28 protein-coding genes are annotated in these 24,887 nt (G+C 55.5%); 7 read left to right on the top strand and 21 right to left on the bottom strand.

What is annotated here, in order from left to right; translation table 11 throughout:
* Positions 1–14 precede the first annotated feature (14 nt).
* From WMO24_RS15485 to WMO24_RS15510, 6 genes are all read left to right on the top strand, one after another.
* The gene (locus tag WMO24_RS15485) at positions 15–1,154 is read left to right on the top strand and encodes a sodium:solute symporter family transporter (RefSeq protein WP_349217287.1); all 1,140 of its coding nucleotides are present in this window, start codon (positions 15–17) and stop codon (positions 1,152–1,154) included.
* A 58-nt stretch (positions 1,155–1,212) separates the two neighbouring features.
* Positions 1,213–2,466, top strand: a complete 1,254-nt coding sequence (locus WMO24_RS15490; RefSeq protein WP_349217288.1) for an AGE family epimerase/isomerase — start codon at positions 1,213–1,215, stop codon at positions 2,464–2,466.
* Positions 2,463–3,716 carry an alkaline ceramidase gene (locus tag WMO24_RS15495; RefSeq protein WP_349217289.1) on the top strand — a complete coding sequence of 418 codons (1,254 nt, stop codon included), beginning with the start codon at positions 2,463–2,465 and terminating at the stop codon, positions 3,714–3,716. The genes WMO24_RS15490 and WMO24_RS15495 overlap by 4 nt, the downstream gene beginning before the upstream one ends.
* A 15-nt stretch (positions 3,717–3,731) precedes the next feature.
* The gene (locus tag WMO24_RS15500; RefSeq protein ID WP_349217290.1) at positions 3,732–4,493 is read left to right on the top strand and encodes a sugar isomerase domain-containing protein; all 762 of its coding nucleotides are present in this window, start codon (positions 3,732–3,734) and stop codon (positions 4,491–4,493) included.
* A gap of 15 nt (positions 4,494–4,508) precedes the next feature.
* Positions 4,509–5,681, top strand: coding sequence for an N-acetylglucosamine-6-phosphate deacetylase (gene nagA, locus WMO24_RS15505; RefSeq protein WP_349217291.1), 1,173 nt, complete (start codon positions 4,509–4,511; stop codon positions 5,679–5,681).
* 113 nt (positions 5,682–5,794) lie between these two features.
* Positions 5,795–7,534 (top strand): Eco57I restriction-modification methylase domain-containing protein, encoded by a 1,740-nt coding sequence (locus tag WMO24_RS15510; protein ID WP_349217292.1) that lies wholly within the window; start codon positions 5,795–5,797, stop codon positions 7,532–7,534.
* 197 nt (positions 7,535–7,731) lie between these two features.
* Here the strand turns inward: WMO24_RS15510 and WMO24_RS15515 are convergent, their stop codons facing one another.
* The 4 genes from WMO24_RS15515 to WMO24_RS15530 all read right to left on the bottom strand — a co-directional run bounded on the left by WMO24_RS15515 (position 7,732) and on the right by WMO24_RS15530 (position 10,556).
* Positions 7,732–8,040 carry a hypothetical protein gene (locus WMO24_RS15515; protein ID WP_349217293.1) on the bottom strand — a complete coding sequence of 103 codons (309 nt, stop codon included), beginning with the start codon at positions 8,038–8,040 and terminating at the stop codon, positions 7,732–7,734.
* A complete protein-coding gene (locus tag WMO24_RS15520; RefSeq protein WP_349217294.1) occupies positions 8,040–9,011 on the bottom strand; it encodes an SH3 domain-containing protein in 972 nt (323 codons plus the stop codon). The genes WMO24_RS15515 and WMO24_RS15520 overlap by 1 nt, the downstream gene beginning before the upstream one ends.
* 98 nt (positions 9,012–9,109) lie before the next feature.
* Positions 9,110–9,487, bottom strand: a complete 378-nt coding sequence (locus tag WMO24_RS15525; RefSeq protein WP_349217295.1) for a hypothetical protein — start codon at positions 9,485–9,487, stop codon at positions 9,110–9,112.
* Complete coding sequence (locus WMO24_RS15530) at positions 9,456–10,556, bottom strand: tyrosine-type recombinase/integrase (protein WP_349217296.1); 1,101 nt, start codon at positions 10,554–10,556, stop codon at positions 9,456–9,458. The genes WMO24_RS15525 and WMO24_RS15530 overlap by 32 nt, the downstream gene beginning before the upstream one ends.
* Before the next feature lie 362 nt (positions 10,557–10,918).
* On the opposite strand from WMO24_RS15530, the gene WMO24_RS15535 reads away from it, so the two are divergent.
* The gene (locus WMO24_RS15535) at positions 10,919–11,107 is read left to right on the top strand and encodes a hypothetical protein (protein WP_349217297.1); all 189 of its coding nucleotides are present in this window, start codon (positions 10,919–10,921) and stop codon (positions 11,105–11,107) included.
* 210 nt (positions 11,108–11,317) lie between these two features.
* On the opposite strand, the gene WMO24_RS15540 is transcribed toward WMO24_RS15535, so the two are convergent.
* The 17 genes from WMO24_RS15540 to WMO24_RS15620 form a co-directional block, all read right to left on the bottom strand.
* A complete protein-coding gene (locus WMO24_RS15540) occupies positions 11,318–11,464 on the bottom strand; it encodes a hypothetical protein (protein WP_349217298.1) in 147 nt (48 codons plus the stop codon).
* Positions 11,465–12,226: 762 nt separating this feature from the next.
* On the bottom strand, positions 12,227–13,081 hold the full coding sequence (locus tag WMO24_RS15545; protein ID WP_349217299.1) for a phage distal tail protein: 855 nt from the start codon (positions 13,079–13,081) through the stop codon (positions 12,227–12,229).
* Positions 13,082–16,036 carry a tape measure protein gene (locus WMO24_RS15550; RefSeq protein ID WP_349217300.1) on the bottom strand — a complete coding sequence of 985 codons (2,955 nt, stop codon included), beginning with the start codon at positions 16,034–16,036 and terminating at the stop codon, positions 13,082–13,084.
* Positions 16,033–16,668 carry a bacteriophage Gp15 family protein gene (locus WMO24_RS15555; protein ID WP_349217301.1) on the bottom strand — a complete coding sequence of 212 codons (636 nt, stop codon included), beginning with the start codon at positions 16,666–16,668 and terminating at the stop codon, positions 16,033–16,035. The genes WMO24_RS15550 and WMO24_RS15555 overlap by 4 nt, the downstream gene beginning before the upstream one ends.
* Positions 16,665–17,051 carry a DUF6673 family protein gene (locus WMO24_RS15560; protein ID WP_349217302.1) on the bottom strand — a complete coding sequence of 129 codons (387 nt, stop codon included), beginning with the start codon at positions 17,049–17,051 and terminating at the stop codon, positions 16,665–16,667. Before WMO24_RS15560 ends, WMO24_RS15555 begins: the two co-directional genes overlap by 4 nt.
* An 85-nt stretch (positions 17,052–17,136) precedes the next feature.
* Positions 17,137–17,676, bottom strand: a complete 540-nt coding sequence (locus WMO24_RS15565; RefSeq protein ID WP_349217303.1) for a phage tail tube protein — start codon at positions 17,674–17,676, stop codon at positions 17,137–17,139.
* A gap of 5 nt (positions 17,677–17,681) precedes the next feature.
* A complete protein-coding gene (locus WMO24_RS15570; RefSeq protein WP_349217304.1) occupies positions 17,682–18,110 on the bottom strand; it encodes a hypothetical protein in 429 nt (142 codons plus the stop codon).
* The gene (locus tag WMO24_RS15575) at positions 18,103–18,513 is read right to left on the bottom strand and encodes a hypothetical protein (RefSeq protein ID WP_349217305.1); all 411 of its coding nucleotides are present in this window, start codon (positions 18,511–18,513) and stop codon (positions 18,103–18,105) included. The genes WMO24_RS15570 and WMO24_RS15575 overlap by 8 nt, the downstream gene beginning before the upstream one ends.
* Positions 18,514–18,516: 3 nt before the next feature.
* Positions 18,517–18,876, bottom strand: a complete 360-nt coding sequence (locus WMO24_RS15580) for a DUF6751 family protein (protein ID WP_349217306.1) — start codon at positions 18,874–18,876, stop codon at positions 18,517–18,519.
* Complete coding sequence (locus tag WMO24_RS15585) at positions 18,873–19,253, bottom strand: head-tail connector protein (RefSeq protein ID WP_349217307.1); 381 nt, start codon at positions 19,251–19,253, stop codon at positions 18,873–18,875. The genes WMO24_RS15580 and WMO24_RS15585 overlap by 4 nt, the downstream gene beginning before the upstream one ends.
* Positions 19,254–19,271: 18 nt before the next feature.
* On the bottom strand, positions 19,272–19,448 hold the full coding sequence (locus tag WMO24_RS15590; RefSeq protein WP_349217308.1) for a C2H2-type zinc finger protein: 177 nt from the start codon (positions 19,446–19,448) through the stop codon (positions 19,272–19,274).
* A 20-nt stretch (positions 19,449–19,468) separates the two neighbouring features.
* The gene (locus tag WMO24_RS15595; RefSeq protein WP_349217309.1) at positions 19,469–20,503 is read right to left on the bottom strand and encodes a hypothetical protein; all 1,035 of its coding nucleotides are present in this window, start codon (positions 20,501–20,503) and stop codon (positions 19,469–19,471) included.
* 20 nt (positions 20,504–20,523) lie between these two features.
* The gene (locus WMO24_RS15600; RefSeq protein ID WP_349217310.1) at positions 20,524–21,096 is read right to left on the bottom strand and encodes a phage scaffolding protein; all 573 of its coding nucleotides are present in this window, start codon (positions 21,094–21,096) and stop codon (positions 20,524–20,526) included.
* Between the two features lie 219 nt (positions 21,097–21,315).
* Positions 21,316–21,558 (bottom strand): hypothetical protein, encoded by a 243-nt coding sequence (locus tag WMO24_RS15605; protein WP_349217311.1) that lies wholly within the window; start codon positions 21,556–21,558, stop codon positions 21,316–21,318.
* Positions 21,555–23,231 carry a phage minor capsid protein gene (locus tag WMO24_RS15610; protein ID WP_349217312.1) on the bottom strand — a complete coding sequence of 559 codons (1,677 nt, stop codon included), beginning with the start codon at positions 23,229–23,231 and terminating at the stop codon, positions 21,555–21,557. The genes WMO24_RS15605 and WMO24_RS15610 overlap by 4 nt, the downstream gene beginning before the upstream one ends.
* Positions 23,232–24,671 (bottom strand): phage portal protein, encoded by a 1,440-nt coding sequence (locus WMO24_RS15615; RefSeq protein ID WP_349217314.1) that lies wholly within the window; start codon positions 24,669–24,671, stop codon positions 23,232–23,234. It lies immediately after the preceding gene.
* Complete coding sequence (locus tag WMO24_RS15620; protein WP_349217315.1) at positions 24,637–24,876, bottom strand: hypothetical protein; 240 nt, start codon at positions 24,874–24,876, stop codon at positions 24,637–24,639. Before WMO24_RS15620 ends, WMO24_RS15615 begins: the two co-directional genes overlap by 35 nt.
* Between the last annotated feature and the right edge of the window lie 11 nt (positions 24,877–24,887).

Raw genomic sequence — 24,887 nt, forward strand, 5'->3', positions numbered from 1 at the left:
CGCGGGATGGTCTGGTGCTGATCGCCATCTCCGGTATCGGCAGCAAGCTGCTGGACGTTGCTGCAAAATGGACTTCCATCGGCATCCTGCTCCACGGCTTTACGGGTATGCCCATTTGGGTCGGCGTTATCGTCTCCGGCCTGATCTCTTTGATTTACATTGCCATCGGCGGCATTCTGGCCGACCTGTGGACCGACTTTATCCAGTTCATCGTGCAGGTGGCCGCAGGCCTGGCCCTGTTCATCGGCGTTATCATGAAACTGGGTGACTATGGTCTGAGCTTCTTCAGCGTGTTCAGCGCTCTGCCCGAGGCAAACGTGTCCGTGTTCAACGCCGGCCGCGGCCAGGGTTCTCTCAGCTGGACTCTGCTGTACTTCTTCGTTATCTTCTTCAGCTACAGTGGTGGTACCTGGAACCTGGCTGCTCGCTTCATTTCTACCAGCGACGCCAAGGAGGCCAAAAAAGCAGGTCTGTTCTCCGCAGCTCTGTATCTGGTTTGGCCGTTCATCCTGTTCTTCCCCATGTGGTGCGGCCCCCTGCTCTTCCCGGGCATGGATCAGGCCACTGCGGAAGCCAGCCTGTATGCAACTCTGACCAACACCTTCCTGCCGGTTGGCATGGTCGGCCTGGTTCTGGCATCCATGTTCGCCAACACCATGACCATGTGCAACTCCGACGCGAACACCATCTCTGCGGTATTGACCCGTGACATCCTGCCCATCTTCAATCCGAAAATCCTGCAGGCCAGCGAGCGCAAATCCCTGTGGTATGCGCGTATCACCACCATCATTTTCACTGCTCTGACCGTATTTGTGGCTCTGTTCAGTGACTATTTCGGTGGCGTCACCGGTTTGATCCTGACCTGGTTCTCCGCTCTGCTGGGACCGACGGCCATTCCTCTTCTGCTGGGCCTGTTCCCCGCGTTCAAGTACTGCGACGCGAAAGCCGCCATCATCTCCGTGCTGGCCGGCCTGGGCGTATTCGTACTGACCAAGATGGGCTTCACCATGGAAGCGGACATCGCGCTGATCGCTCCTCTGGCGGTATCCTTCGTGTTCTATGCGGGCATCGGCTTGATCAACAAGTATGCCCTGAAGATGCAGGTGAAACCGGAAATCGAAGACCTGATGGTAAAATTGGGCAAAGACGAATAAGTGTAAAAGAAAGGATCCCCGGCCGTTTCGGCCGGGGATATTGTGAACTGAAATGGATATGAATGAACGGAAAGCGTTTTATGTCAGCCAGATTCAGGACAATTTCCTGCCGTACTGGCTGAAATTTGTCGACCGGGAACAGGGCGGCATTTTGAATTGCATCAACAACAACGGCGACCAGCGCCTCAGCGACAACAAGTTCACCTGGTCTCAGGGACGCTGGCTGTGGGTGCTGGCGCGGGTGTACCGTCTGGCGAAACAGGGAGTTCTGCCCAAGGTGGACCCGGCGGAGCTGGAACCCCTGATGGATGAGACCTTCCGTTTTCTGGCGGACAAATCCATTTACGGGCCGGATGACATCTGCTGCTATCTGCTGACGCGGGACGGCGGGAAACTGGTGGACGAGCCCACCGGCCGTTACGATGCCAGCATCTATGCGGACTGCTTTGCGCTCATCGGCAGCGCGCAGTACGCGAAAATGACACAAAACACCGAGGCGGCCGACGTGGCGCACCGGTTGTATCGCAGCATCACAAAACGGGTGGAGAGCGGCGACTTCCTCACCGAGCCCTATCCCGTTCCCGATGGATATCAGGTCCACGGCATTCCCATGATTCTGGTGAACACCGTGCAGGAGTACATGGATATGCGCCGTTCCTTCGGCCTGGACGTGGCCGAGCAGGAAGCATATGTGCGCGGCAAGGTCCATTTCATTCTGGATGTGCTGTACGACGGCGACGGCCTGATCCGCGAGCATCTCTCGGATGACAAGAGCTATACCCGCCTGCTGGACCGGCACATCAACCCCGGCCACACACTGGAGGACGCCTGGTTCCTGCTGGAATTCCTTGAGGAGTACGGCGAACTGGACAAATACCTGCCCCGTATTGCGCAGATCGCAAAGCGCACCTTCCACTTGGGATGGGACGAGAAATACGGCGGCCTGCTTCGGTTTGTGGATCGGGAGGGCGGCGCGCCCAGGGGCGACTGCATCGGCACACCGTATGAGGAGCTGGTGAAGGATACCTGGGACATGAAGCTCTGGTGGCCGCATTCCGAACTTCTGTACATCTTCTCGTATCTGTATCAGCTCACCGGAGACGAGGAGTTCGAGGCGCTGTATCAACAGTCTGCGGATTATGCCTTCTCCACCTTCCCCAACAAGGAATTGGGCGAATGGGTGCAGATCCGCCAGCGGGACGGCAGCCCGCAGGACAAGCTGGTGGCGCTGCCGGTAAAAGATCCGTTCCACATTTTGCGCGACTTTATCAAAGTGGTGGAACTGTATGAGAAAGAGGGGAAAGCGGAATGAACATGGAGCTGGGAACGGCCAAGCGGGCCATCACCCCGCCCCGGCCGGTCCGGCTGGCAGGCTATGCCACCCGGACCACCCCCTTTGACAGCGTGCTGGAGGACATTTATGTCCGCGTGCACGACTACCGCTGCGGTTCGGACCGGGCGGTGCTGATCTACGGCGATCTGCTGTGGTGGAACAGTGAGTTTGTCGCCATGGCGCGGCCCCGCCTTGCGGCGGCGCTGGGGGTGAAGGAAGAGCAGATCCTGTTCACCGCTTCCCACAACCACAGCGGCCCGGGCACCGGCGGCAACTTTACGCCTCTGCTGGAGACGGTGGACGCAGAGTACACCGAATTTTTGTACACGCAGGTGGAGACCGCCGCGTGCGCAGCGGCACAGAACGTGGAGCCGGTGCGCGGAACCGTGCACCGGGGCGAATGTGCCCTGAACGTGTACCGCCGGGTGCACACGCCCGACGGGATTGCCATGTGGCCCAACTATGACATGCCGGCCGACCACCATCTGACGGTGGTGCGTCTGGAGCGGGCGGACGGAACCGTGAAGGGTGTGCTGGTGCACTATCCATGCCACGCAAACCTCGCCAACGGCAATGCGGTGCATCCGGACTATCCGGGCGCCACGCTGCGCATGCTGGACGAGATGTTCCACGGCAGCGTGGGCGTGTTCCTGCAGGGCTGCACCGCAGACCTGCGGCCCAACAGCGTGCTGGGCGAGCGGTTTATACCGCAGAGCTATGAGGGCGTGCAGAATTTTGCACGGCAGTTCACGGCGCATTGCGAGGCGCTGCTGCAAAGCGAAGGCACCGCGCTGGGCGAGAAAGTCTTCATCACCCGCACCACCCGGCAGCTGCCGTTGGACCAGACGGGTCTGGAGCAGTCCATGGAAGAGGCAAAAAGCGGCGATGAGGCGCACCGGCAGTGGGTGGCCGCCATCACCCGCAAACAGTGCCGGGACCATGAAACGCTGGAGATCTCCCGCCTGGATCTGGGCGGATTGACGATGTTTTTCTTCAACGCCGAAGTGGCGCAGAAGTACGCGGCCATTGCGCGTGAGCAGGTGCCCGGCGCCCTGAGCGCAGGCTATTGCAACGGCATGATCGGCTATCTGGCCACCGCGCGCCAGATTTCCCACGGCGGTTATGAGCCGGAGGGATCGGCGTTGTATTTTGCTCTGGCAGGCACTTATGCGCCTGCCATCGAGTCTGTGATTGCCGATGGCGTTGGCGCATTGGCAAACGAATATTGAGAGGAGAACAAACAAATGGAACAGGGACTTCTGACCGATCTGTACTACGATGAAATTCTCAAGATCATCAACGAAATCCGCGCCACCGAGCGCGAGAACATCCTGAAAGCTGCCCGCATGATCGCGGATCAGGTCAAACAGGATAAGCTGGTATATGTGTTCGGCCCGGGCGGCCATTCCAACCTGGCGGCCATGGAAGTGTTCTTCCGCGCCGGCGGCCTGATGCACATCAGCGCCATTCTGAACCAGGAGACCATGCTCAGCAGCGGTGCGCTGAAATCCATGCAGACCGAGCGCCTGCCCGGTTACGGCAAAATCGTAGTGGAAGATTACGGCATCGGCGAGGGCGATCTTCTGTGGATCGTCAATGCGTACGGCATCAACTCCGCCACCATCGACGCGGCCCTGACCGCCAAGGCGCACGGCGCCAAGGTCATCGGCGTCAGCAGCCACGAGCACGCCGAAACCTGCCCGCTGGATCATCCCGCCCGTCATCCCAGCAAAAAGAATCTGCACGACGTTGTGGATTGCAGCATCGACTGCAAGGTCAAGCTGGGCGACGCCACGCTGGAAATTCCGGGCTTTGAGCAGAAGATCGGCGCCCTGTCCACCTATGCGAACGCCTACGTGATGAACTGCGTGGTCATCGAGGCCATCAACATGCTGGTCAACGAAGGCGTGAATCCGCCGGTCTGGCGCAGCGGCAACTGCCCGGGCGGCGACGAGTGGAACAACCAATTCCTGGAGCGCTTCCGCGGTGCGGTGCGCTGCCTGTAAAGGAGCGATCCCATCATGAAAACCTGTTATAAAAACGCGCGCATCGTCCTGCCGGACGCCGTGCGCGAAGGCTGCCTGATGACGGAAAACGACACCATCTCCGCGATCGCCTTCGGGCCGGACGCCTGCCTGGACGGCGCGGATGTGACGGTGGATTGTCAGGGCATGTACCTGTCGCCCGGTTTCATCGACGTGCATGTGCACGGCGCGGGCGGCCACGACTTTATGGAAGGGGGCGAGGCCGTTTATACCGCGGCCCGCTGCCATATGCTGCACGGCACCACCAGCATCGTGCCCACCACCCTGACCGGAAGCCGGCAGGATCTGCTGGATTTTGTGGACGGCTTCAATCAGCTGGATCTGGAGCGCGAGGGCTGCCCCCACATTCTGGGGTTGCATTTGGAAGGACCGTATTTCGCAGCCTCTCAGGCCGGAGCCCAGAACCCCGAGTATCTGCGCAATCCGCAGCCGGATGAGTACGAAGAGGTGCTGCGCCGCACAGACCGCGTCCGCCGCTGGTCTTTTGCGGTGGAACTGGATGGTTCGGACCGCTTTTTGGAAGCACTGCACCAGCATGGCGTGATTTCCAGCCTGGCGCACTCCGATGCGGACTGCAAACAGGTGATGCACGCCCATGATATGGGCCTGCGGTGCCTGACGCACTTCTACTCCTGCATGACCACGGTCCAGCGCAAGCATGCCTATCGTCATGCAGGCGCCATCGAGGCGGGCTATCTGCTGGATGAGATGTATGTGGAAGCCATTGCGGACGGCAGCCATCTGCCCGCAGAACTGCTGCAGCTGATTTATAAGGTGAAGGGCCCCCGCCGGGTGTGCCTGGTCACCGACAGCATGTGCGCCGCTGGTATGCCTGACGGCGAGTATTCTCTGGGCGGCGTTCCCTGCATCAAAGAGGACGGCGTGGCCAAGCTGATGGACCGCAGTGCCTTCGCGGGCAGTGTGGCGACCACCGATATGCTGGTGCGCACTTTCCGCAAGCTGACCGGCGCTCCGCTGCACGATGTGGTGCGCATGGCGTCTCTGACACCGGCCGAGATGCTGGGCATCGGGACTCGCACCGGGTCCATTCAGGTGGGCAAGGCTGCGGACCTGCTGGTCTTTGACGAGGATGTGCAGCTGAAGCACATTGTTGTGGGCGGCCGCACCGAGTTTTCTGAGTTGCAATAACAAGAGCACAGGGCGGGAGACACAGGTCTCCCGCCTTTTTTGTCGCATTTTCAATTTGTGTTTGCCGCACGGGAATGATACAATAGTGCTATCAATCGCCAGGGAGGAGCGCCATGAAAAAAGCGGAAAAATCAGAATGGAGCGCCTCCGTGCGGGAGATGCTTCTGCGGGACCAAACCACCGGCGGCCGCATTGTATGGGCGGTGGACGATTATGCCCCGCTGGGACCGGAATTTGCGCCGCAGCGGGAATTGACGGCCGAGCTGCGGGCGGTTCTGCGGCCCCGCGCCCAAAAACAGCAGGAGCAGAAGACCCGCCGCACCCGCGCGCGGGGCGAAGTGTTTACCCCCGCGTGGATCTGTGCCGCCCAGAATGATCTGACGGATTTGTTCTGGACAGGGCGCGGGCAGACGGAGTACGTGGATGCGCCCCGGCTGGAGCTGGCCTGCGGCGAGGCGCCTTATCTGGCGGGCGGGCGCGATGCGGTGACCGGCAGACGGATTCCTCTTTCCAAACGAACCGGAATGCTGGACCGCAAACTGCGTGCTGCGGGCGTTGCGGCCCAAAGCGAAGAGGAATGGATGTGTCTTACGCTGCGGGCGGTGCGCAGTGTGTACGGTTTTGAGTTTCAGGGCGACAGTCTTCTGCTGGCCCGGGAAAATTTGCTGCACACCTTTGAAGAGGCGGTGCGCGACCGCCTGAACCGCGCGCCTGCGGAGCATGAGCTGCTGGCCGCGGCCGAGGTGCTGTCCTGGAATCTGTGGCAGATGGATGCGGTCTCTGCCTGCCCGCCGGGAAGACCGGAAAGCCCCTGCCGGTTGAAAAATTGGAGCACGGGCCAAACCGAGACGTATCAGGCTCTTTTGCGGGGGCATGGGACGCTGCGTTTTGACGCGGTGGTGGGCAATCCGCCCTATCAGCGCAAGGACGGCGGAAACGGCGCCAGTGCGTCACCGGTGTACCCGCTGTTTGTGCAGCAGGCGAAGGCGCTGGCGCCCCGGTGTGCCAGCCTGATCATTCCCGCAAAGTGGTACTCCGGCGGAAAGGGATTGGATCGTTTCCGGGACGAGATGCTTCACGACCGGCGCATTTCCCATCTGGTGGATTATACCAATTCGCTGGACTGCTTCCCCGGTGTGGACATCGCGGGCGGCGCATGCTATTTCCTCTGGCAGCGGGAGTACGACGGACCCTGTGACTTTACCAATTTCCGCAAGGGAGCGCGGCAGCATGCCGTGCGTTTTCTGGACGAATTTCCCACACTGATCCGCTACCCGGCGGCCGTGTCCATTGTGCACAAGGTACAGGCTCTGGCCGAGCCGAGTTTGGCCCAGCGGGTTTCCAGCCGCAAGCCCTTTGGCCTGGCCACCAATGTAAGGCCCGGAGAAACAGGCGCGTTGACGCTGCGGTACAACGGTGGAACCGGGCCCTTTCCCCGGGAAGAGGTCCGAAAAGGCGCCGAGATGATCGGTCAGTGGAAAGTGATGCTGTCTTATCTGACCGCGGAGCACGCGGGCCAGCCGGACAAAAGCGGCCGTTTCCGAATCCTGTCCACCATGGAACTGCTGGCGCCGGGCACAGTCTGTACGGAGACGTATCTGGTGGCGGGCAGCTTCGACCGCAAACGGGAAGCGGTCCATTTGGAACAGTATCTGCGCACCCGGTTTGTGCGCTTTCTGGTGGGGCAGGTGGCTGTGTCGCAGCATGTGACGCGGCAGTGCTTTTCGCTGGTGCCGGAACAGGACTTTTCCCGCGCCTGGACGGACCGGGCTCTGTACGAAAAATACGGCCTCACCCATGAGGAGATCGCATTTGTTCAGTCGCTGATCAAGCCCATGGACGGAAAGGAGTGACGACCGATGGCGCAGTGCGATGAGTGTTGCCTTTCACGAAGAATGAGAATTTCTTTCACGAAGAATGAGAATTGAGCCCGTCCAGAATTCAACATAACTCTATAAACAAAAAAGGCGTTTACACCGGATTTTAATCCCATGTAAACGCCTTTTAAATACCTATTTAGCTACGGCAAAAAAGTGCCTAAAACAATCGGTTACTGTGCGGCACTCGTGGACAAAGACTGCAGCTTTTTGAAGAGATCAGATACAAAATTAGCCCCTCTGGAGGCGAAAATACCCGTCAGCAAAATGCCAATCCATGGGGCCGCAAAAGTGACCCCCAAAGCGGCATAAAAATCCACCCCGACCGCAAAGCAAAGCAGCACCGAAACAATGATCGCAACGCCCTGCGTGATGCCCACTTTGTACTGCTTTTCCAGCACCGTTTTTGCCACAGTTTTTGCATACTCAATGAGCGCTTCTACAGTGATCGCGATGATTAAAACAAGCACAATCGTCGACATTATGCCACCTCTTTCACATAGTCGCCGCATACCCATCCGCCGGCACCTTTGCCGGAAATGTCAATGAAGTACCAGCCGTTCTGTTCATCGAGCACGTCATACTGCTCCCCATCATGGACGCTGCTGATCTGGATGCTCTGCAGGTTGGCACCCGTGCGCACGCGCAAACCAATGTCTGCCGTGATCTCTACACGGCCCTGCTTGTCGGTAGAGGTACCATACTGCACCGGCTCAAAGCCCAGCTTACGGCCGATCCGGATGCAGGCGATCTGGTCGCCGGAGCTGGCCGGGCCAATCAGCACAAGCTCGCCATTTTCAGCGGGTGTTGCACTGAAACCGAGCTTTAGGCCTTCCGCGAACTGACGCAACAGATGCACATCTCCGCTGGATGCAACGCCAATCTGTACCACCACATCCTCTCCACTGAAAGGCTTGATACTCTCTTCAGTCAGGCATTCATCTGTATATCTCCAGTTCAGGCCACCACCATTCAGAACCGTGCAATCAGCGGGTACGAAAAGAGCGTCCTCGATGGCCACCTGGTTCGGAGAGCAGTACACGCCCTGGCTGTTTGCCGTCTGGCGGGCAGTCGTTTTGGTGTAGCGGCCACGGCTGAACTCTACATGCGCATGGTTGGCAAGCTGAGCGGCCTTTCCACGATACCAGCCGCCCTCATCGCCCAGTTTTTCGCCACGCTTGAGCTGTTGGCCTTCCTTCACATCGATGACATCATCGTGCATGATGGTCATCATCAGGTAGTCGACCACGCCGTTGGCAAACTGCACCGGCGCATCCGACTGGAAATAGGTCTCATGGCTATTTTGACCATCGGTACGAATGCGGATAATCGTACCGTCAAACGGTGCATAGGTCGGGTCCACGGTCAAAGGACTGGCTCCGCCCCAGTCAGTAGCCAGAGAACCTTTGTGACTGCCAACATTTGCAGCCTGAGTGAGCCTCATGCTATCCATAAAAAACAATGCTTTTTGTGCCATAGATCATCAATCTCCTTTACATTTTTGTACTTAAAAACGGCTTTGCAAGTGTGCAAAGCCGTTTGTTTATTTGGTCAGTCTGTGAGTAAACTTTCACCGATGGTCACGGACAACTGCCGACCATATACAGCCGCTGTCTTGCTGGTTTCCTGCTGTACTTCGACTTCTTTGTCTTCCCAGTCACCAATGAGTGTGTAGCCTTCAAAGACCTTATTGCTGACGCCTTCGAGCTGCTCGTCCGGCTCATCGGCGGTTTCATTGTCCGGATAATAAATCGTAAAGGGTTCCAGGTTCGCAGGTTTGATGTCTTCCCGGATCGCATCAAACTGCTCTGCGCCGGCCCGGAAAGTAATCTTGACGGTATTGCGCTTGCGATTTCGCAGCATTCCTTCGCCCTCATTGGGCTGGTCGATCTCGTATTTATGGCCGTTTGCCAATCTCAGCAGACTCATAGAAAAACTCCTCTCTTATAGGCTCTCGGCGGTTACACCAGCGCACAGCTTTTCGTAGCTCCGAGAGTTCGTTATGCACGTAAATACGCGCGGTCACGTTAATATCACGATGTCCTAATATTTTACTTATCGAATAAATATCAGCCCCATGCCGACGTAAATATGTGCCGTAGGTATGCCGCAGCTCGTGGGCGGTTAGCTGTGGCATGCTCGGATACACTTCTGCCATGTGAGCCATCTCTGCCTTGAGGTGTCGGCTCCATGTATCCGGTCGAATTGCAGTATCTCCAGAAACGAGGTATTTCCCGCTATATAGACGCTGAAGCGCATCTACTGCTTGTAGTGCACGATCAGAGAGCGGGCACACACGAAAACTGCGGCATTTTGGGGCACGCTCTTCAGCTTGACCATTTACCCATACAATACTTCGGCTCACACGGTATAGCTTTCGGCGGCGATCTATGTCATCCGTATGCAGCCCGAGCAGTTCTCCACGGCGCATTCCTGTTTCCAATAGTAATACAACCTCTGGCATCCGGTTTAAAAACCACCGGGAGGCGATCTCGATTTGCTGATCATTGTACACCTCCTTGATCTGTGCTATGGCCATGCTCTCCAATTTGCAGCCATCTGCCGGATTGGTGGAGCATAGTCCATTACTCACTGCTGACCGAAAGATACCGTTCACGGCCATGCGAATCTTTCCACACATACTTGGCGATAGCGCCGATGCTTGCTGATAAAATCGCAGAATGTCTGCCGGCACCACGTCCACCAGCAACATTGACCCCAGTGCCGGAAGAATGTGACGTCGAACCGGCAGCTCATATGTCGTGCTGTATGCTGGATCTGTGATGTACGGACGTTTGTACAGGAGCAGCCACTGCGACGCCCAGCCCGCCACAGTATACAGATCATTGGGCTTGTCCGGTTGTCCTCGTTCTTCCAGATACGTGGCATATTTCTGCCGCGCATCAGCCTTTGTCTTACCGTAAAACGCCCGTTTAATGGGTGTTTTATCGGCTTTGTAGGCGACGATGCCGTTATAAATTTGCAGCTTTTTTCGCATAAGAATGCCCTCCTTTTATATAAAAGAAGGGTAACATTTTTCTGGCTGCTGTGCTGTATTCTTGCGTAAAGCTTCCGATGCTAATTTAGGGACTCTAGCAGGTACAAAAGGAGCAGCAATTCAGGACAGCAACATTCCAGGTAATACTATCATAGGGCCAGTGAAAGTAGATTCCGCTTGGGGCTTTGGATGTTGGCAAAGCTGGAATGATAAAGATAATATTGCCACTACCACCTCTAATGCGGGAAATGCGTATACAAATCTTGGTATTATGCAACCTTCGCTATATCTTAATTATTTGGTTAAGATTTAAACTTCGCTGAATGGTTGAAAGCGCTGTTCCGGCCCATCCGCTGGAGCCAATGTCACTGCGTGAACCCAATGAATCTGTTTGGGGAACGATGCCAAGAGATGAAGATGCTTCTTTGTATGCACCAGCCTTAAATGTGAGCGCACTTGGGGGTAAATTTGCCTTTTTAATTATAACGCTATCACTTCCTTCAACCTTTCCTAAATTAGCATCGGAAGCTGAAGCCAGTTTCCGATGCTAATTTTGGCAGTACGGCTGGTGAGAAAGTTGTGACACTTTCGATAGACCAGATCCCGACGCATTCGCATCAATACAGCTTTCGTGATATCGTGTCTGCTACAGCTCAATCCGGATCGAACTATGGAGTACCTTCAAAAACCAATCGATATGACACCTCCTCGACTGGTGGGGGACAAGCCCACAATAACACACAGCCTTCGCTATATCTTTATTATTTGATAAAGGTATAGACTTGGCTGTCGATTTTCATGGGCTGCTCCCTCTCCGGAGTATCCGGTATCAAATACGTGATATTCATCATATTTCGCACTATCAGACCAGTGAGGAACACCACGCATTGTGCCGCCAGATGAACCATAATCAATGGGCATAAAATGTGCATGACGGCCGTTTTGCGTGGCTGTCAACGAAATGTTTTTCGCTCCCATCTTAGTCCCTAAATTAGCATCGGAAACTGGCTTCAGCTTCCGATGCTAATTTAGGCGGTACTGCTGGCGAAAAGAGGAAGTCTTTGAAACAGGCGAATATCCCTTTTGCTCCAGAAGCTTGGCAAGTTGCGACTGGCGGATCGGAATGGCATCGCTTCATGGTAGACCGAACACCTGATCTTGTCGACATGATGCAACCATCACTATATCTTAATTACATAATAAAGGTATAGTGATGGTTGCCTGTTTTCGTGAGCTGCACCTGAACCTGACTTATCAGTAGCAGTGGTTGCATTTGGAGCAAGATCTGCAGTTTGTGGATATCTGGTTCCCGTACCAGTATAGCCATCATATAAGGTGTATGAGTGTGCATGAGGGCCGTTTTGATCAGCCGTAAGAGATATACTTTTCGAGCCGAAAATGCCACCTAAATTAGCATCGGAAGCTGAAGCCAGTTTCCGATGCTAATTCTTTGGGAATGCAAGATGGACAAAAGTCCGTAACTCTCACCGTGGAGCAAATACCCAGTCACAATCATTTTTCAGGAAACCCAGCGCTACTATACACCGATTATGCCGCTGCGATCAGCCAAACACCTACAGCCAGTGGCGTCAATAATACCAAAGGACCAACACGTTCAAGTAGTGTGGGTGGTGGTCAAGCTCATACTAATGTGCAACCAAGTTTAAGCCTTATACACCGGCTCTCACTCCTTTCGACGCGAGAACCGTGACCTGTAACCCTTCCCGGTTATCCACAGCATCGTAGCGGAACGTATTAACGCCCGGCTGCAGTTGCATGTTCATATTGCTGTCCGGAGAAAGGTACCGGAACCCGTTCTCCTCGACTCCGTCCGCATGGCAATACGTCACGTGTTTATTTCCGTAAACGGTTGAAACGATGAAACTCTCGCCGGCCTGCAGGGTTTTCGTGATCCGGAGTATTTCGCCGGTCTCCACCAGAAGGACCTCCGGTTTTTCGACCTGGGCGCGGGCCTGAAACGTGACCGTGAGGTCAATGGGAACATCTCCGTCATTCAAAACGCGCTTAAATGCGCTTGTTTCATACTGCGAGATATACCACGATCCGCCGGTGTAAAAAGGGAAGCTGAACATGGCTTTAATGCCTGCTAAAAGGGTGTTTTGCTCATCGACCGTGCGCCAGTACGGATACGGGCAATGAAAGATAAACTGGAAATCCTGCTGTACCTGCGTTTCAGACATAACCGGTGTGCGTTTGGGCGTCCCCTCCAGATACCAGCTTTCGCCGTCCTCGTGGATGACAAACCGGGCGGGCACCAGAGGACTGATACACGCAATAAGTTCCCGCCGGTTACTTTTCAGATCCCCGAACAGAGTTCCCGAAATGGTTATATCCTTCGGCTGCACGGATTGTGCCGATCGTGTGGAGCCGATTTGGCCCACACCCTGTGTCTCGGAAATATTGATGTTATTTGACGACAAACTGTCGATACTTGTGATCCAGAAGTCGCTATCCTCGCTGAATGTGATGGATCGCTTCGCCGTGATATACTCAAATGTCAGCAATTAAGGCAACCTCCATTCTTCTCTTTCCATGGCCGCAAGGGCTTCCGTGGTCATTTCGGCAGGACTGAGTGCATCGTGACTGTATATGTTCTGTTCAAAGACCTTATTGACCGTCCCACCGTTCGTAAGATACATTCCGGCGGGGGCTACACCGGCGTGTGCAAGCCTCAGATTGTTCCCGACTACAGCCTGGCGCATGTTGTTCATGCTCTGGGTAATGCGGGAGCCGAACGACAACACTCCGCCGGCGGTATCGATCGCTGCCTGCACGTTTTCTTTCATCTGGTTGACCATTCCGGATTTTCCTCGTTTCAAGCCCCGTGTCCATCCTGTCATGGTCATAAGGCCAATCATGCGGTCGAACAAGCGGGACGGGGAATTGATCTCCAGTTTCCTGCGTGCTGCGTCATATGCGGCGGCCGCCGCCTCGGCCATGGCGTTGATCAGAGACGGGCGACCGGCGTTGATACCGGCGATAGCCCCGTTGATCATCTGAGTGCCGATTGTCGAGAAATTGGATGCAGTGACCTGTCTCTCTGCTGCGGCTTTGGTATCCTTGATCAGTTGCACCGTGGAATCTTCCAGGGACTGATTTTTGTCCACACCAGCGGCAATGTCATCAACCATCTCCGAACCGGAATTTGTGACCTCGGGCAAGCCAAGCTCTGTCATGAGCGCCTGCGTGGCGGCTTCCGATCCATTTGCAAACACAGTGCTCAGTTCAGCAAGCTCTGCGTCCGACGCATTGACAAGCTCCGCCACCGTGGCGGCGGATTCGGGTCCTGCATCCCTCAACTGTTGGAGCAGACCTTCATCCAGACCGCGCTGAGCCAGAACCACCAGATTGTCGCTCCACTGCCGGAGCACTTCCTGGTTGTGTTGCAGGTTTGCGATCATCTCGCCGACCGTGACCTCACTCTTCGTCTCGATCTGGTCGAACATATTGGTGGCCGCTTCTGTGTAGGTCTGCAGGGCATCCGCACGGCGCTGCATTTCTTCTTCCTGCGCAGCGGCGACAGCTTCCGCATTGTCAATAATGGACTGCGCCGAGGCTGTGTCAAGTTCTGCGATTTGGGCATCAACAGCTTCTTTCCGGGCAGCGATGTCTTCTTCCTGAAGGATATACGCCTCACGGGTCGTGTTCAGTTGCTCCATGAGTTCATTGTACTCACTTTGCTTGATCGCTTTTTCCTCCAACTGCGCGTCCAGCTCCGCCTGCTTCTCATCCAGCTCCTGCAGGTTCTGCTTCAGGGTGGCTTCTTCCTGATACAGTTCATTCTGACGTTCGATGAGAGCATTGCTCTCTTCCACCGCCATTTTGGCATCGATGTATTCATTCATCTGCTCGGCGTTGAGGTTTAGATAGTCGCCCTCTTCGTCGTATGCCAGGTTCAGCCCTTCCTGCTGTGCATTCAACTGCTCCACGTAGGACGCCAGCAGTGCTTTGTCCGCAGCGGACTTATTCTCCTTTCGGGACAGCTCCGTGATCTGTGCCGCAAGATTCTTGGATGCGTCCGACTCTGCTTTCAGCGATTTCACTTTGTCCTGATGGCTTTTGGCACTGGAGTCGGTGGTTTCCTTCAGGCTCTCTTGTGCACTGACGAGCCCCTCAACGGCTTCGGACTGTTCTTTGTACGCAGCAGTATCTGCGGTGAGCCACTTAATCAGTGCCGCGCCGGCAACGCCCAGCAGCGTGAGTCCCGCGATAATCAGCCCGACCGGGCCAAGCAGTACTTTGATCGCCGTTCCCAGTGCGGTCGTTGCGCCCGTGAGCAGTGTGGTCGCCACCGTGGACGCAGATAAGCCTGCGGACATACCGCCCAATGCAAAGGTCTTCGCGTTGATCACGCCCATGCTGGCCATCTCTGCTACGATCTGCTGTTCTGTCGCACTTTTGCCCAGTTTTGCAGCAGCGGTAGCTCTTGCTTCGGCCAGGGCCTTTTTATCCAGTGTTGGAACAAGCAACTGACCGCTGGCCGCTGCGGCTGCCTGTGCAAGAGATGCAAGCTCTGTCGCCTTGGTATATGTTTTGATTGCCTGGTTCGCCCCGTATGCCAGCATAAGCCCGCCAACACCGATAGTCAGCAGATCCACATTCTCAATGACCGGCGGCAATACGGCGGCAACCAGCTTCAAAGCATCCTCGAACATGCTGCCGAAGGTTTTGACCGCATCGCGCATGGTGGGACGTCCGAGGGCTTCCTGTGTTTCATCGATGGAAGTGATGATGCTCTGAACACCGCGCGTTACCGCCGCGCCCATATTGTCGAATGTAGCACCCCAGCTCGCACCGGCTTCCTTCGCTGCGCCAGACAGGGACGGAAAGCGCGCTGTGCCGGAGCTGATCGCCAGATTCATCGTGTTAATGAAGCTGGACGCTGACAGCTCGCCGCTACTCATCATGTCCGTTACATCAGCGGCAGTGACGCCGATTGCATCCGCATACATCTCGATGGCCGGAATGCCTGCGTTCAGAAGCATTTCCATGTGTTCCATCGTCACAGTTCCCTTGGTCTGCATCTTGCTCAAAGCATCTGTCACGCTGGCAAAAGCTGCATTGCTTCCATCCCCATAGAAAGCCACTGCGTCGCCCCAAGCACGCACGGTTTCCGTCGATTTCTCGATTTCCATACCACGAGAAACGAAATTTTGGACCGCCCGACCGGCATAATCCAGACCGTAGGCTGTTCCGGTCACGATCTCCGTGGTCTCATCCAGCGCCTCATTGGTGGCATTCACGTCACCGGTCATGGTCGTCATGACACGGCTGAACTGCTCCATCGTGTCGATTCGGCCCATAGCCTTGTCGATGGAGCCGGTCACGAGAGAGAACCCCTTTTCGATCAGTTTGAAAACGCCAAGGCCGCCGACGATGCTATTCAGTTTATTGGCTCCGGTCTGAAATCCCTGTGTATTGATCTCAGTGTCAAATATCAGGGAACCGTCATAACTCATCGATCAGCGTCCTCCTTCCTGGCATTCTCCATCTCAAGCCGCGCTTGCTGCGAGCGTCTGCGAACCCGTTCTTTCATGTTGCGTTCAATGTCCTGGATGTTGTTCGCCTTGGGTTTGAATAACGGGTCCAGTTTCCAATGTTCTTTCTTCTTCTCCAACGATTTCCGGGTATGCTTGTCCTTGATCTCGCTGAGATCCACTGTCCGGTAATACATGATCATTCCCATTGGGGTTGTATCCGGCAAAGTTTCAAGAAGCGCCAAGAATTCCCACCAGTGCAGATATTCCACTGTCGCCAGATTGATGCCGTATGTGCTCATAAAGGCGGCATAAATCAGCTCCGCGTCTTTTTCAAAGTCATACGCACGAGGCGGATGTGCTGCGGCTGCTGCACGCTTCTTCTCCTCTTCCGACCGGCCACCGGAATAGAACCAAAGCAGTTTTTCCACGCCATTAAAAACATCCGTTGGCATTTCTGCAAAAAGCAACTGAAGGCCGACCGTGATCTTCGACATTTCCGGCACACGATCGTCCTGCAAAAGAAGTTCAAAACGAATCATGTTCCTGAAATCCGGATAGATGGGAATGCCGTCAATCTCTTCCGGCAAGCCGTCTTCCAGTAAAATGTTCATTTTTGGACTTTTACCTTTCTGCGCGTGGCGCGATTGGGCATGTACTTGCGGATGTGCTGGCCGATGGCGTTGCCCTGGGCCGTGGCGGCTTCGCTGATCTCATCGTACACATTCATCAGACCAGAAAGGCTGGTCTTCGGACCCAGCAGCTTGTTACAAGCGCCATCTCCCAGAATATCGTCGATCCAGTCCGTGAGGATCTTGCAGTACGCGCTCAGCCATTTGTAATAGTCCTGCATGTACTGGGGGTCCTGCACATCGGTCGGCATTTTGGGAGCGAGTTTTTCTTTCTCTGCCATCACTTCGCAACTGTGCAGGTATTTTTCAAGGTCGCCCGGCGCAGAGATGTCAAAATCAAATTCGTATTCGCGTATTTTCAGCATGTATGTGATCCTCGCTTTCTGGAAGTGTTTGTCATGGGGATGGCAACGCCCCCGCTGAACGGATCAGCGAAGGCGTTGCACTCGGTTAAGTTTGGGACTCTTCAGCGTCAGGTTTGCTGTTCATAGTGCTTAAGGATTGCGTGTAGTTGTATTCCTTGGGCGTTCCTTTAGCGGTCAGCGTCGCCTTGAAACCTGCGTTGTTGCCGGCCGCACCGGACGGATCTTCGTCGATCACGATAGACACAAGCCCCTGTTCGCCTTTGCCAGTGATGATATTGAAATACACATACGGCTTGATGACCGCCTGGCCAGTGCCGAATTTAAGTGCATGAGCCGTAAGCGCATCCTGGAATGCGTCACCTACATATCGGTCTCCGGTGACATTGATTGTGCGTGTCGTTCCGGTTTTGGTGCTCTGGGTACCGCCCCGGATATAGGTGTTTTCAGCGGTCTGTGCGCTCATTGCGCCGGAATGTTCCGAAATACCTTCCTGCGCGACAAGATAGTCGCCCGGTCCGGTCTCAGAGCCGGCAAGACCGATTGCAAGTACGTAATCATCCGCCGTCACTACGCCTTCAAAATCAGGCTGAAGTTCAACTTCTGCCATGAGTTCAGATAATTTCATGCGTATCAATCTCCTTTTTGATGATAGGTGAGGCGACACTGTATTTGATAGTGTGCCTCGGTGGCTGTCGAATTGTACAGGTATCCTGTGCTCACTGCCTCCAGCTTTTGAGCCGTCCGCGTACCCGGCAACTGAGGGAGCTGCCGCAGTTTTGTCTGCCGGCGCATCCATTCTTCCAGCTTCTCAAAAAAGCCGCTGTTTGAAATGTTCGTGAGCACGTCTTCACCGTAGAGGTTACAGCTTGCCAAAACGAAAACGTACTGCCGGATCGCGCTTCCGCCGTAATACTGCTTCACCAGGCTATCCACGGGGGAAGGGCTGATCATATAGGTCAGCGGTCTGCGTGTAATATAGTCCACATTCAGCCGCCGCCCTTCCAGCAGCGGGCACTGATCCAGATATTCCTGCAGTGCTCCGACGATCGTGTCAGACATTGTATCCTGCACCTGCTTTCTCTGCCGCGCCTTTGAGGATGTAGTCACCATGGTCGATCTTCATGCGCTCGAACCAGTACGCTCCCCGGCGCGGGTCATATTTTCGTGTGATGTTTGTGCGGTAGTATTGCCATGCGGCATAGGGTGCGATCTGTTTGATCTTGCCGGAGCCGATGACAGTGCCCAGAGTTGCGCTCTTGATGAGCATGGACGTTTGGATCGGGGTGTAGGGGGACATGAGGCGGATGACCTCACTGTCAATAAAGGACTGCACGCGGTTGAAATCCTGTGTACGCCGGCGACCGAAAGAAGCATCCCAGTGCAGCTCCGCCGTCACAGTTCCGTTTCCGCTCTCGACTTGCACGAGACTTCCTCTCGGTGTCGTGATTGACAGCAGCGCCATTTGTCATTCCCCCTCAATGCGCCAGTGGCGCATCTGTGGGCTGCCGCGCCGGTTATCCCGCACGCGCATCACTTTGACGCTGTCCGGGAACTGGCGAAGAATGTCTGCGGAGCTGTTGACCTGTGCTGTAACAAGGCCCGGCGTGATGATGTCGCCGGTGTCCACGGTCAGTGCCTGCTGCGTATAGACCCGGATCACGACAGTATCTTCGGCGGTTTCTCCGGTTGTGCCGACGGAGATCCCTTTTTTACTGTACCAACTGACACCGGGTAACTGCATGCAGCTCCAGACGTCTCGGCGCGCCTCTTCGTTCCATTCTTTATGGAACAGGGTGCAGTCTGCGTTACGAATGCCTTGATTCATCGCTGCACCCCCGTATACATGAGGTTGACCGGCCGGCACAAATATTTCCTGCAGATATTCAGCCGAGTGTTTTGCGCTGCGCCGTCAAGACCGCCTGCGCTATCACGATAACTCACGCTGTAACCATCCACATTCTCACTGGCCACTGCTCCACCACAGCTTGCGCTCGCGGCCTGATCCTGCCTGCACATTGCTTCCGCCAATTCGCAGCAGCATTGCGCCAGCGCGTCGGTCATCGTGTTCGGCGCGCCGGCTGCTCTGCCATGGGTCACACGGTCCATCTCAAGGCTGGCCCGTGAACTCCAACGTTCAAACTCCTGGGCAGTCAGCTCGCCATGCCAGACTCTGTTATAGAAATCCCAGTTCGCGTATACCATGCTGACCGCCTCCCTTCGTCAGGCTTCGATTTCTTGCGGGTGCTCTTTTGCAATATGATCCGTCAAGCCTTTCTCCGTCTTATACGTCTTGCCGCAGTACGGACAGGTCCAAACCATGGGGGATTGGGCCTGTTCTTCAGGGACCCCGGCCACGGGGGCCGGGATCGTGAATGCTTTTCCAATCAATTTTCCCATATTGAGCTCCTTTCCCGGCCTCAGCCGCCGAAGGTTTCTTTGTGGTGGCAGTACACGCCGGCGAGCTTGTTCGCGTAGACATCCGCGATACCCGTGTTGCGATAGCCGTATCTCCAGCCATCGCCGAAGGGGTTGGCTTCCGGGGTGATGATCTTCGGTGCGGCGTGTTTCTGGAACTGGATCAGCGCCGGAGCATGCAGGATCATGAAGTTGATCTCAAGACCTTCCACCGCCTTGACGTAATCATTCTCCTGGGGAGTGTACTCGGGATCGGCAACCGGCGTGACCTCGGACACTTTGATCTCGCTACCGGAGGGGCTGCCACCGTCAGCAATGACTTTCAGCGCGCCGGGATCGCCCTCGCTGCACTTCACATAGTGCTTTGCGTATCTGCGATAGCCGCCGGCTTTTTCATCGTCTTTACCGCTCAACTGTTCAATGGCGGTATAGAAGCGGCTCTGCGGCACCGTTTTGACACTGGCAAAGGAATCCAGGATATCACGGGATTTATAGGTGTCCATGCTCTGGATCGCTTTCATCAGGGTGGAAGTGATGCGCAGGTGGCGCTGATCGGCCGGGACCTCGTTCTCATCCATCGCCGATGCGGCGTCTCGGATGGCATTGATGACCTCTTCGCCGGAGCTCAGTGTTCCCGCTGCGGTGCTGATCCCCGGTTTGCCCGCATAGCATGCGAAGCGGAACGCATCCAGCTCGGGAACGACCTTGGTGCGGATGAACTCACCTGCCAGGCGGCCAAAGGCGAGGCCGGCAGTCTCTTCGTTGTCCAGAGCGTCCACGTCGAACATACGGCCGCGTTCAAAGTTGCACTTCACGGTCGCGTTCTTCATAGAGACGCTGCCGCCGACATAGCCTTCGTTTCGGTCATAGTCCGCGAGACCATCCATTTCCAGCATGGGGACGATCAACTCTCCAGCGTTTGCTCCTTCTCTGACCAGCTCCTGCGCACCGTCCATGTCGGAAGTGCAGGAAGCCAGCTTGTACACCTCGTCCAGCATCGGGACGTAGGCCTGTGCACGTTCAATATAGTTCGGCATTCTTATTTCCTCTCTTTCTCTTACTTCTTATTCACAGGAAGGCCCATAGCTGCCCGCATAGCTGCGTCAGATGTGGTCACAGGAGAACCACCCGTGCCGCCGGCGTAGGGAGGCGGGGGCGGGGTCTGATCCTCAAAGGCGTATGCACTGTTTTTCGTCAGGTCTTCAAACAGTGCCTTGCCATCTTCGTCGCGGTTTTTGCTCTCCCTCAGGGCTTTCATGCGGTCTTCGCCCGCCAGCGTGCGGATCACCGCGCCATTGCGGGCATGGTACTGCGCGGCCAGACCGTCGAACCAGGTATCGAATTTGTACGCATCCAACTGCGCAGCGGCGTCTTTCTCGGCCTGCTCTGCCCGCGCCTTATACTCCGCAGCCTCTTTGCGCACCGTCTCGAGGTCCTTGTCCGTGGCCTGCAGACCTTCGATGGTCTTATTGGCCTCGGCCAGTTGCGCATCCACATTCTTTTTGGTTTCCTTCAGCTCGTTGAAATCCGTGCGGGCCACAAAGCCCTTGCCGATCTCTGCGCTGATCGCCTTGTCGATCTCTTCGGTATATCCATCACCGAGGATCGGTTTCAGCCATTCCAATGCCATGTTGTTTCTCCTTTCGATGTTCAAAAATATGATTGATCGTCCGCCGCTGTCCTTGTTGTCCGGCCAGTCCCGGTATTGCGGCACCCGTTTTGTTGTCCGCTGGGCCGGCGGTAAAAACAATTTAAAAATGCCCTTAAAACACTGTTTAAGCAGCGTTTTAAAGGCATTGTAAAAGGGACCCCCGAAAGGGTCCCTTGCTACCATATTCAGAAGCGGCTACTATTTCAGCCGCTCAATGTTGGCTTTCACGTATTTGTAGTTGGGTGAATCCGGTTTCAGTTCAAACTCCGGGCATTTGTGAAATTCTTCGGAGCGGATGTCTGCAGGAATTCCTTTCGGATATTTCCGGCAGGAGTGTTTCCCTCGATGCCATGATTTGCACCCGTTGCACATGGGGACGATCGGCTCTCCCCAACAATCAGGATATGCCATGGAAGGGCTGATATCTTCTTCTCGAATCATGGCTTCATCACCTCAGCCTTAATATATACCTTATCACCCGACGTGTCAACGGAAACGATTCTGTATTTCAAGCCACGCGCAAAAAGCACCTCATCCTGCAGTTTGTACTGTGGATGAGCAAGGTCCCGTATGTACAAAGCGCCCTGATATCCGGCTGGCACATGCAGCTCAATCACCGTGTCACGACCTGCCAGCCCGAGCTGGCGGAAGCTGGTCGATGTAAAGATACGGTTCGGGATGATCCGGCCGATACTATCCGGTAGATTATCCCGCGTCAGATGTGTCGAATCGCCGAACTCCAAAAAACTCAACGCGGTTTCACGGTACAGCGTGATGTCATTCGGAATCGTACCCTTGGCCAGTGCGCTGTCCAGGGCATCGATTTTTTTCTGCATGGATTTTGTGATACGGCCGTGCCGGATCGCATTGTTGATCGCCGTTGCGTCGAACCCGGTGTACTGCGTAAGCTGCTCCCGTTCCTCATCGGTGAGTTCCGAGAGCTGCGCGCGCATCGCGTCTTTGGCACGAAGCGCGGATGTACCCATACCCAGCTTTCTTGCGGCCCATGCGGCCTTGCTGGCTTCGCTGCGACCGAACGTTGCCACCATGGTCCTCCAGTTTTCCGGGTCCTGCTCGGTCTCTTCGCAAAACCGGCGGTATTCCCAGCGCAGATTCTGCAGCCGGATCTGCTGCGTCTTCAGCAGCTCGGCGTCACCTTCCGCCGCGAGAATGTCATACTTTTTCTGGCTGATCATGCTCTCCAGCAGGCGTTTTCGCTGTTTGGCCTCGTACAGTGTAAAGTGCTGGCCGTTGTACCAGACTCCCGCGTCATTGTCATCCAGATATTTCTGCAACTGCTCGGCGCTGTATGCGGCCGGGCTGACACCAACTTTGATGGGGTAGGACATGTGTTTGCAGTTCCACCATCCGAATTTACGCGAGAGATTGTTGTTGATCCGGTCATATTCTTCTTTTGTGTACTGCTTTCCTTGAAACGGTGCATGGTCTGGAGCCGGTGCAGGATGTGCACTGATCTCCCAGCCATCCGCCCCGATGGCTTCATAGTTCATCTGATTCACCGCATTGAACATCTCGCCCATGCGGTTTGTAATATAGCTGCGTACAGCGTATTCCAAACGATAGCTGCGGTCGTCCTTGCCGGGGATCACGCGGAACCCGCGCCGCAGAAGCTCTTTGGTCGCTTCCTGAACGGCTTTCTGAAAACTGTATGTGCCGGTCGCTGTCTGCATCCACGCGAAGTCCATGATCTTCTCGTAGGCTTCCTTGACTGTGTACAGCTTTCCATCCGGACCCGGTGCCCACAGATTCTCATAATCCGCAGCAGCAGTCTTTTTCGAGACCGCACTATATGCGTCAGCCAACTGCCGGAGCTCTTCGTTTTCCTCGAACAGGACAGTTTCATCCAGCATTTCCTCAAACAGCATATCGATTGCAGCATCTGAGATTTGCAACTGCTCCGCGATTGCGTCTTTGATTGCCTTTTCGGCAAGACCAAGCTGCTCGGCCCGATAGATCTGGTATTCCGCCGTTGAAGTGATGCTGCCAGCTCCACGCACACGGCGAACAATATCTCGAAGCAGTGTCTCATAAATCGGTTCCGCTATCGCGGCGGCTCTCTTTCGCAGTTCTTCCAGTTTTTCATCGTCATACATTTAACGCAGCCTTTCTACCTCGTTCAGCGGTTCATTGGCATCCGGCATGTACTTTTCACGGATTTTCTGCCAGTCCTCTTCTGTCTCACAGGGCATATCATACCGATGGCCCAGCGCGATCTCCGGCCGCAGATATCCCATGCGGACCAGTTCACATTCCTGCTGCCATTCTTTGTCCGGGTCATACAGCACGCCGTTGCCCCATGTGATGGCCAGTTGTTCTTCGACAGCCCAGGCACTTTGATCGCAATAGCGGTACATCTGTCCAAGAATATCGCAGATGCGCAGATAGTCCCGCACGCCGTCAAACCAGACGCTCTGCAGGTCCTGCAGACTCAGGTTGTAGTCTCCGGCGGTGCTGGCGATCTCAAACGCGGTCTTTTCCACTTCCTGTGCATCCGACAGCAAACCACGCTTGAGCCCGATCTGGTTCTCCACGATTCGGAGATATTCCTGTGTGCGCGCCTCATACGCTTCCTGCCGGAGCTGCGGACTGAACACGGTGAGACCCGCACGCTGCTGCTCATTGGTGTACGCCGGGCCGATATCCTCAAACACGCTGTCTTCCAGCCGCCGCTCTCCGTTCGGCCCGCTGCGCAGCATCTCGCCCGGTGCTACAATCCGGTGTCGGCCGAGTTCGAATTCCTTGTTGTGCAGATGCTCCATATGATCTACATTCCGGATTACCTGCATAGCCGGCTCATATACACTCACCGCATCCGGGCTTCCATCCACGCAGTTGACCAGCGGGACCCGAAGAACCGCAAGCCCCAAACTGTACACAGGGCGGGGATACGTGTACCATTCCGGCAGCTCTGCATACTGTCCGAGCGTTGCCAGCGGCACCTGCGTGCCCAGCGCAGCGTCGCTGGACGATTCAAACAGCTTGTTTTCAATGGTCAGATATCCCGCTGCGTCCACGGTGCGTTTTTCCAGCAGCGTGTAGTATTTACCGCTGCGCCGGGATTCTTCCGATGATCCGATGCTTGTGACACGGCCGTCACCGTCTCTCGCGAGGATCACCACATTGTTCCGGCGGATGACCTGCGGCCAGAACTGCGTCGTCCCGTCCGCCTTTGTGCGTGGCACCGGCTTCACATACACCTCGCCGCCCACCAGCATCCACTGCATGATGTCACTCTTTGCAAGGTCCAACTGCGTGAGGTTCGCATCCATCCAAGCGCCTTTTGTCGTTTTCTCCTTGTCAAGTATGTCTGACTTGTACTCAGCAAAAACGCCTTTGTCCAGCTTATGCACAATGGTATATGCCAGGCGCATACATGGGTCTTGCCCGTGCGCAGGCGGTTGGCGGAAATAGGCGGCGAACCATTCTTTGATCGCATCTTTCATGGCGGAGGTCGTCACGTCCGGTGCGCCGAACCCTTGTGCTGTGTTTATGATGCTGCTATCTGTCAGTGCCTTCAGCGCTCCGATCACCATTTAAACCACCTCCTGTTGTGTTGATCTCAATCCGTGTCCCTCGATGCAGCGCATACTCCAGCCCGTCGGTGTATGCCTGCAGCGTTTTGTATTCTTCCTTCAGGTGCTCCAACTTCCCGTGGAGCTGCTTGTTTTCTTCGAGAATCGTCTGCACGGCCCAGGCTGGTAGGTACTTGTTCACAAGCCAATCTCGCAGCCGTCCCATTAAGATCCTTG

Origin of the sequence: Ruthenibacterium intestinale (assembly GCF_040096265.1) — a bacterium.
In the GTDB taxonomy this organism is placed as follows: Bacteria; Bacillota; Clostridia; order Oscillospirales; family Ruminococcaceae; genus Ruthenibacterium; species Ruthenibacterium komagatae.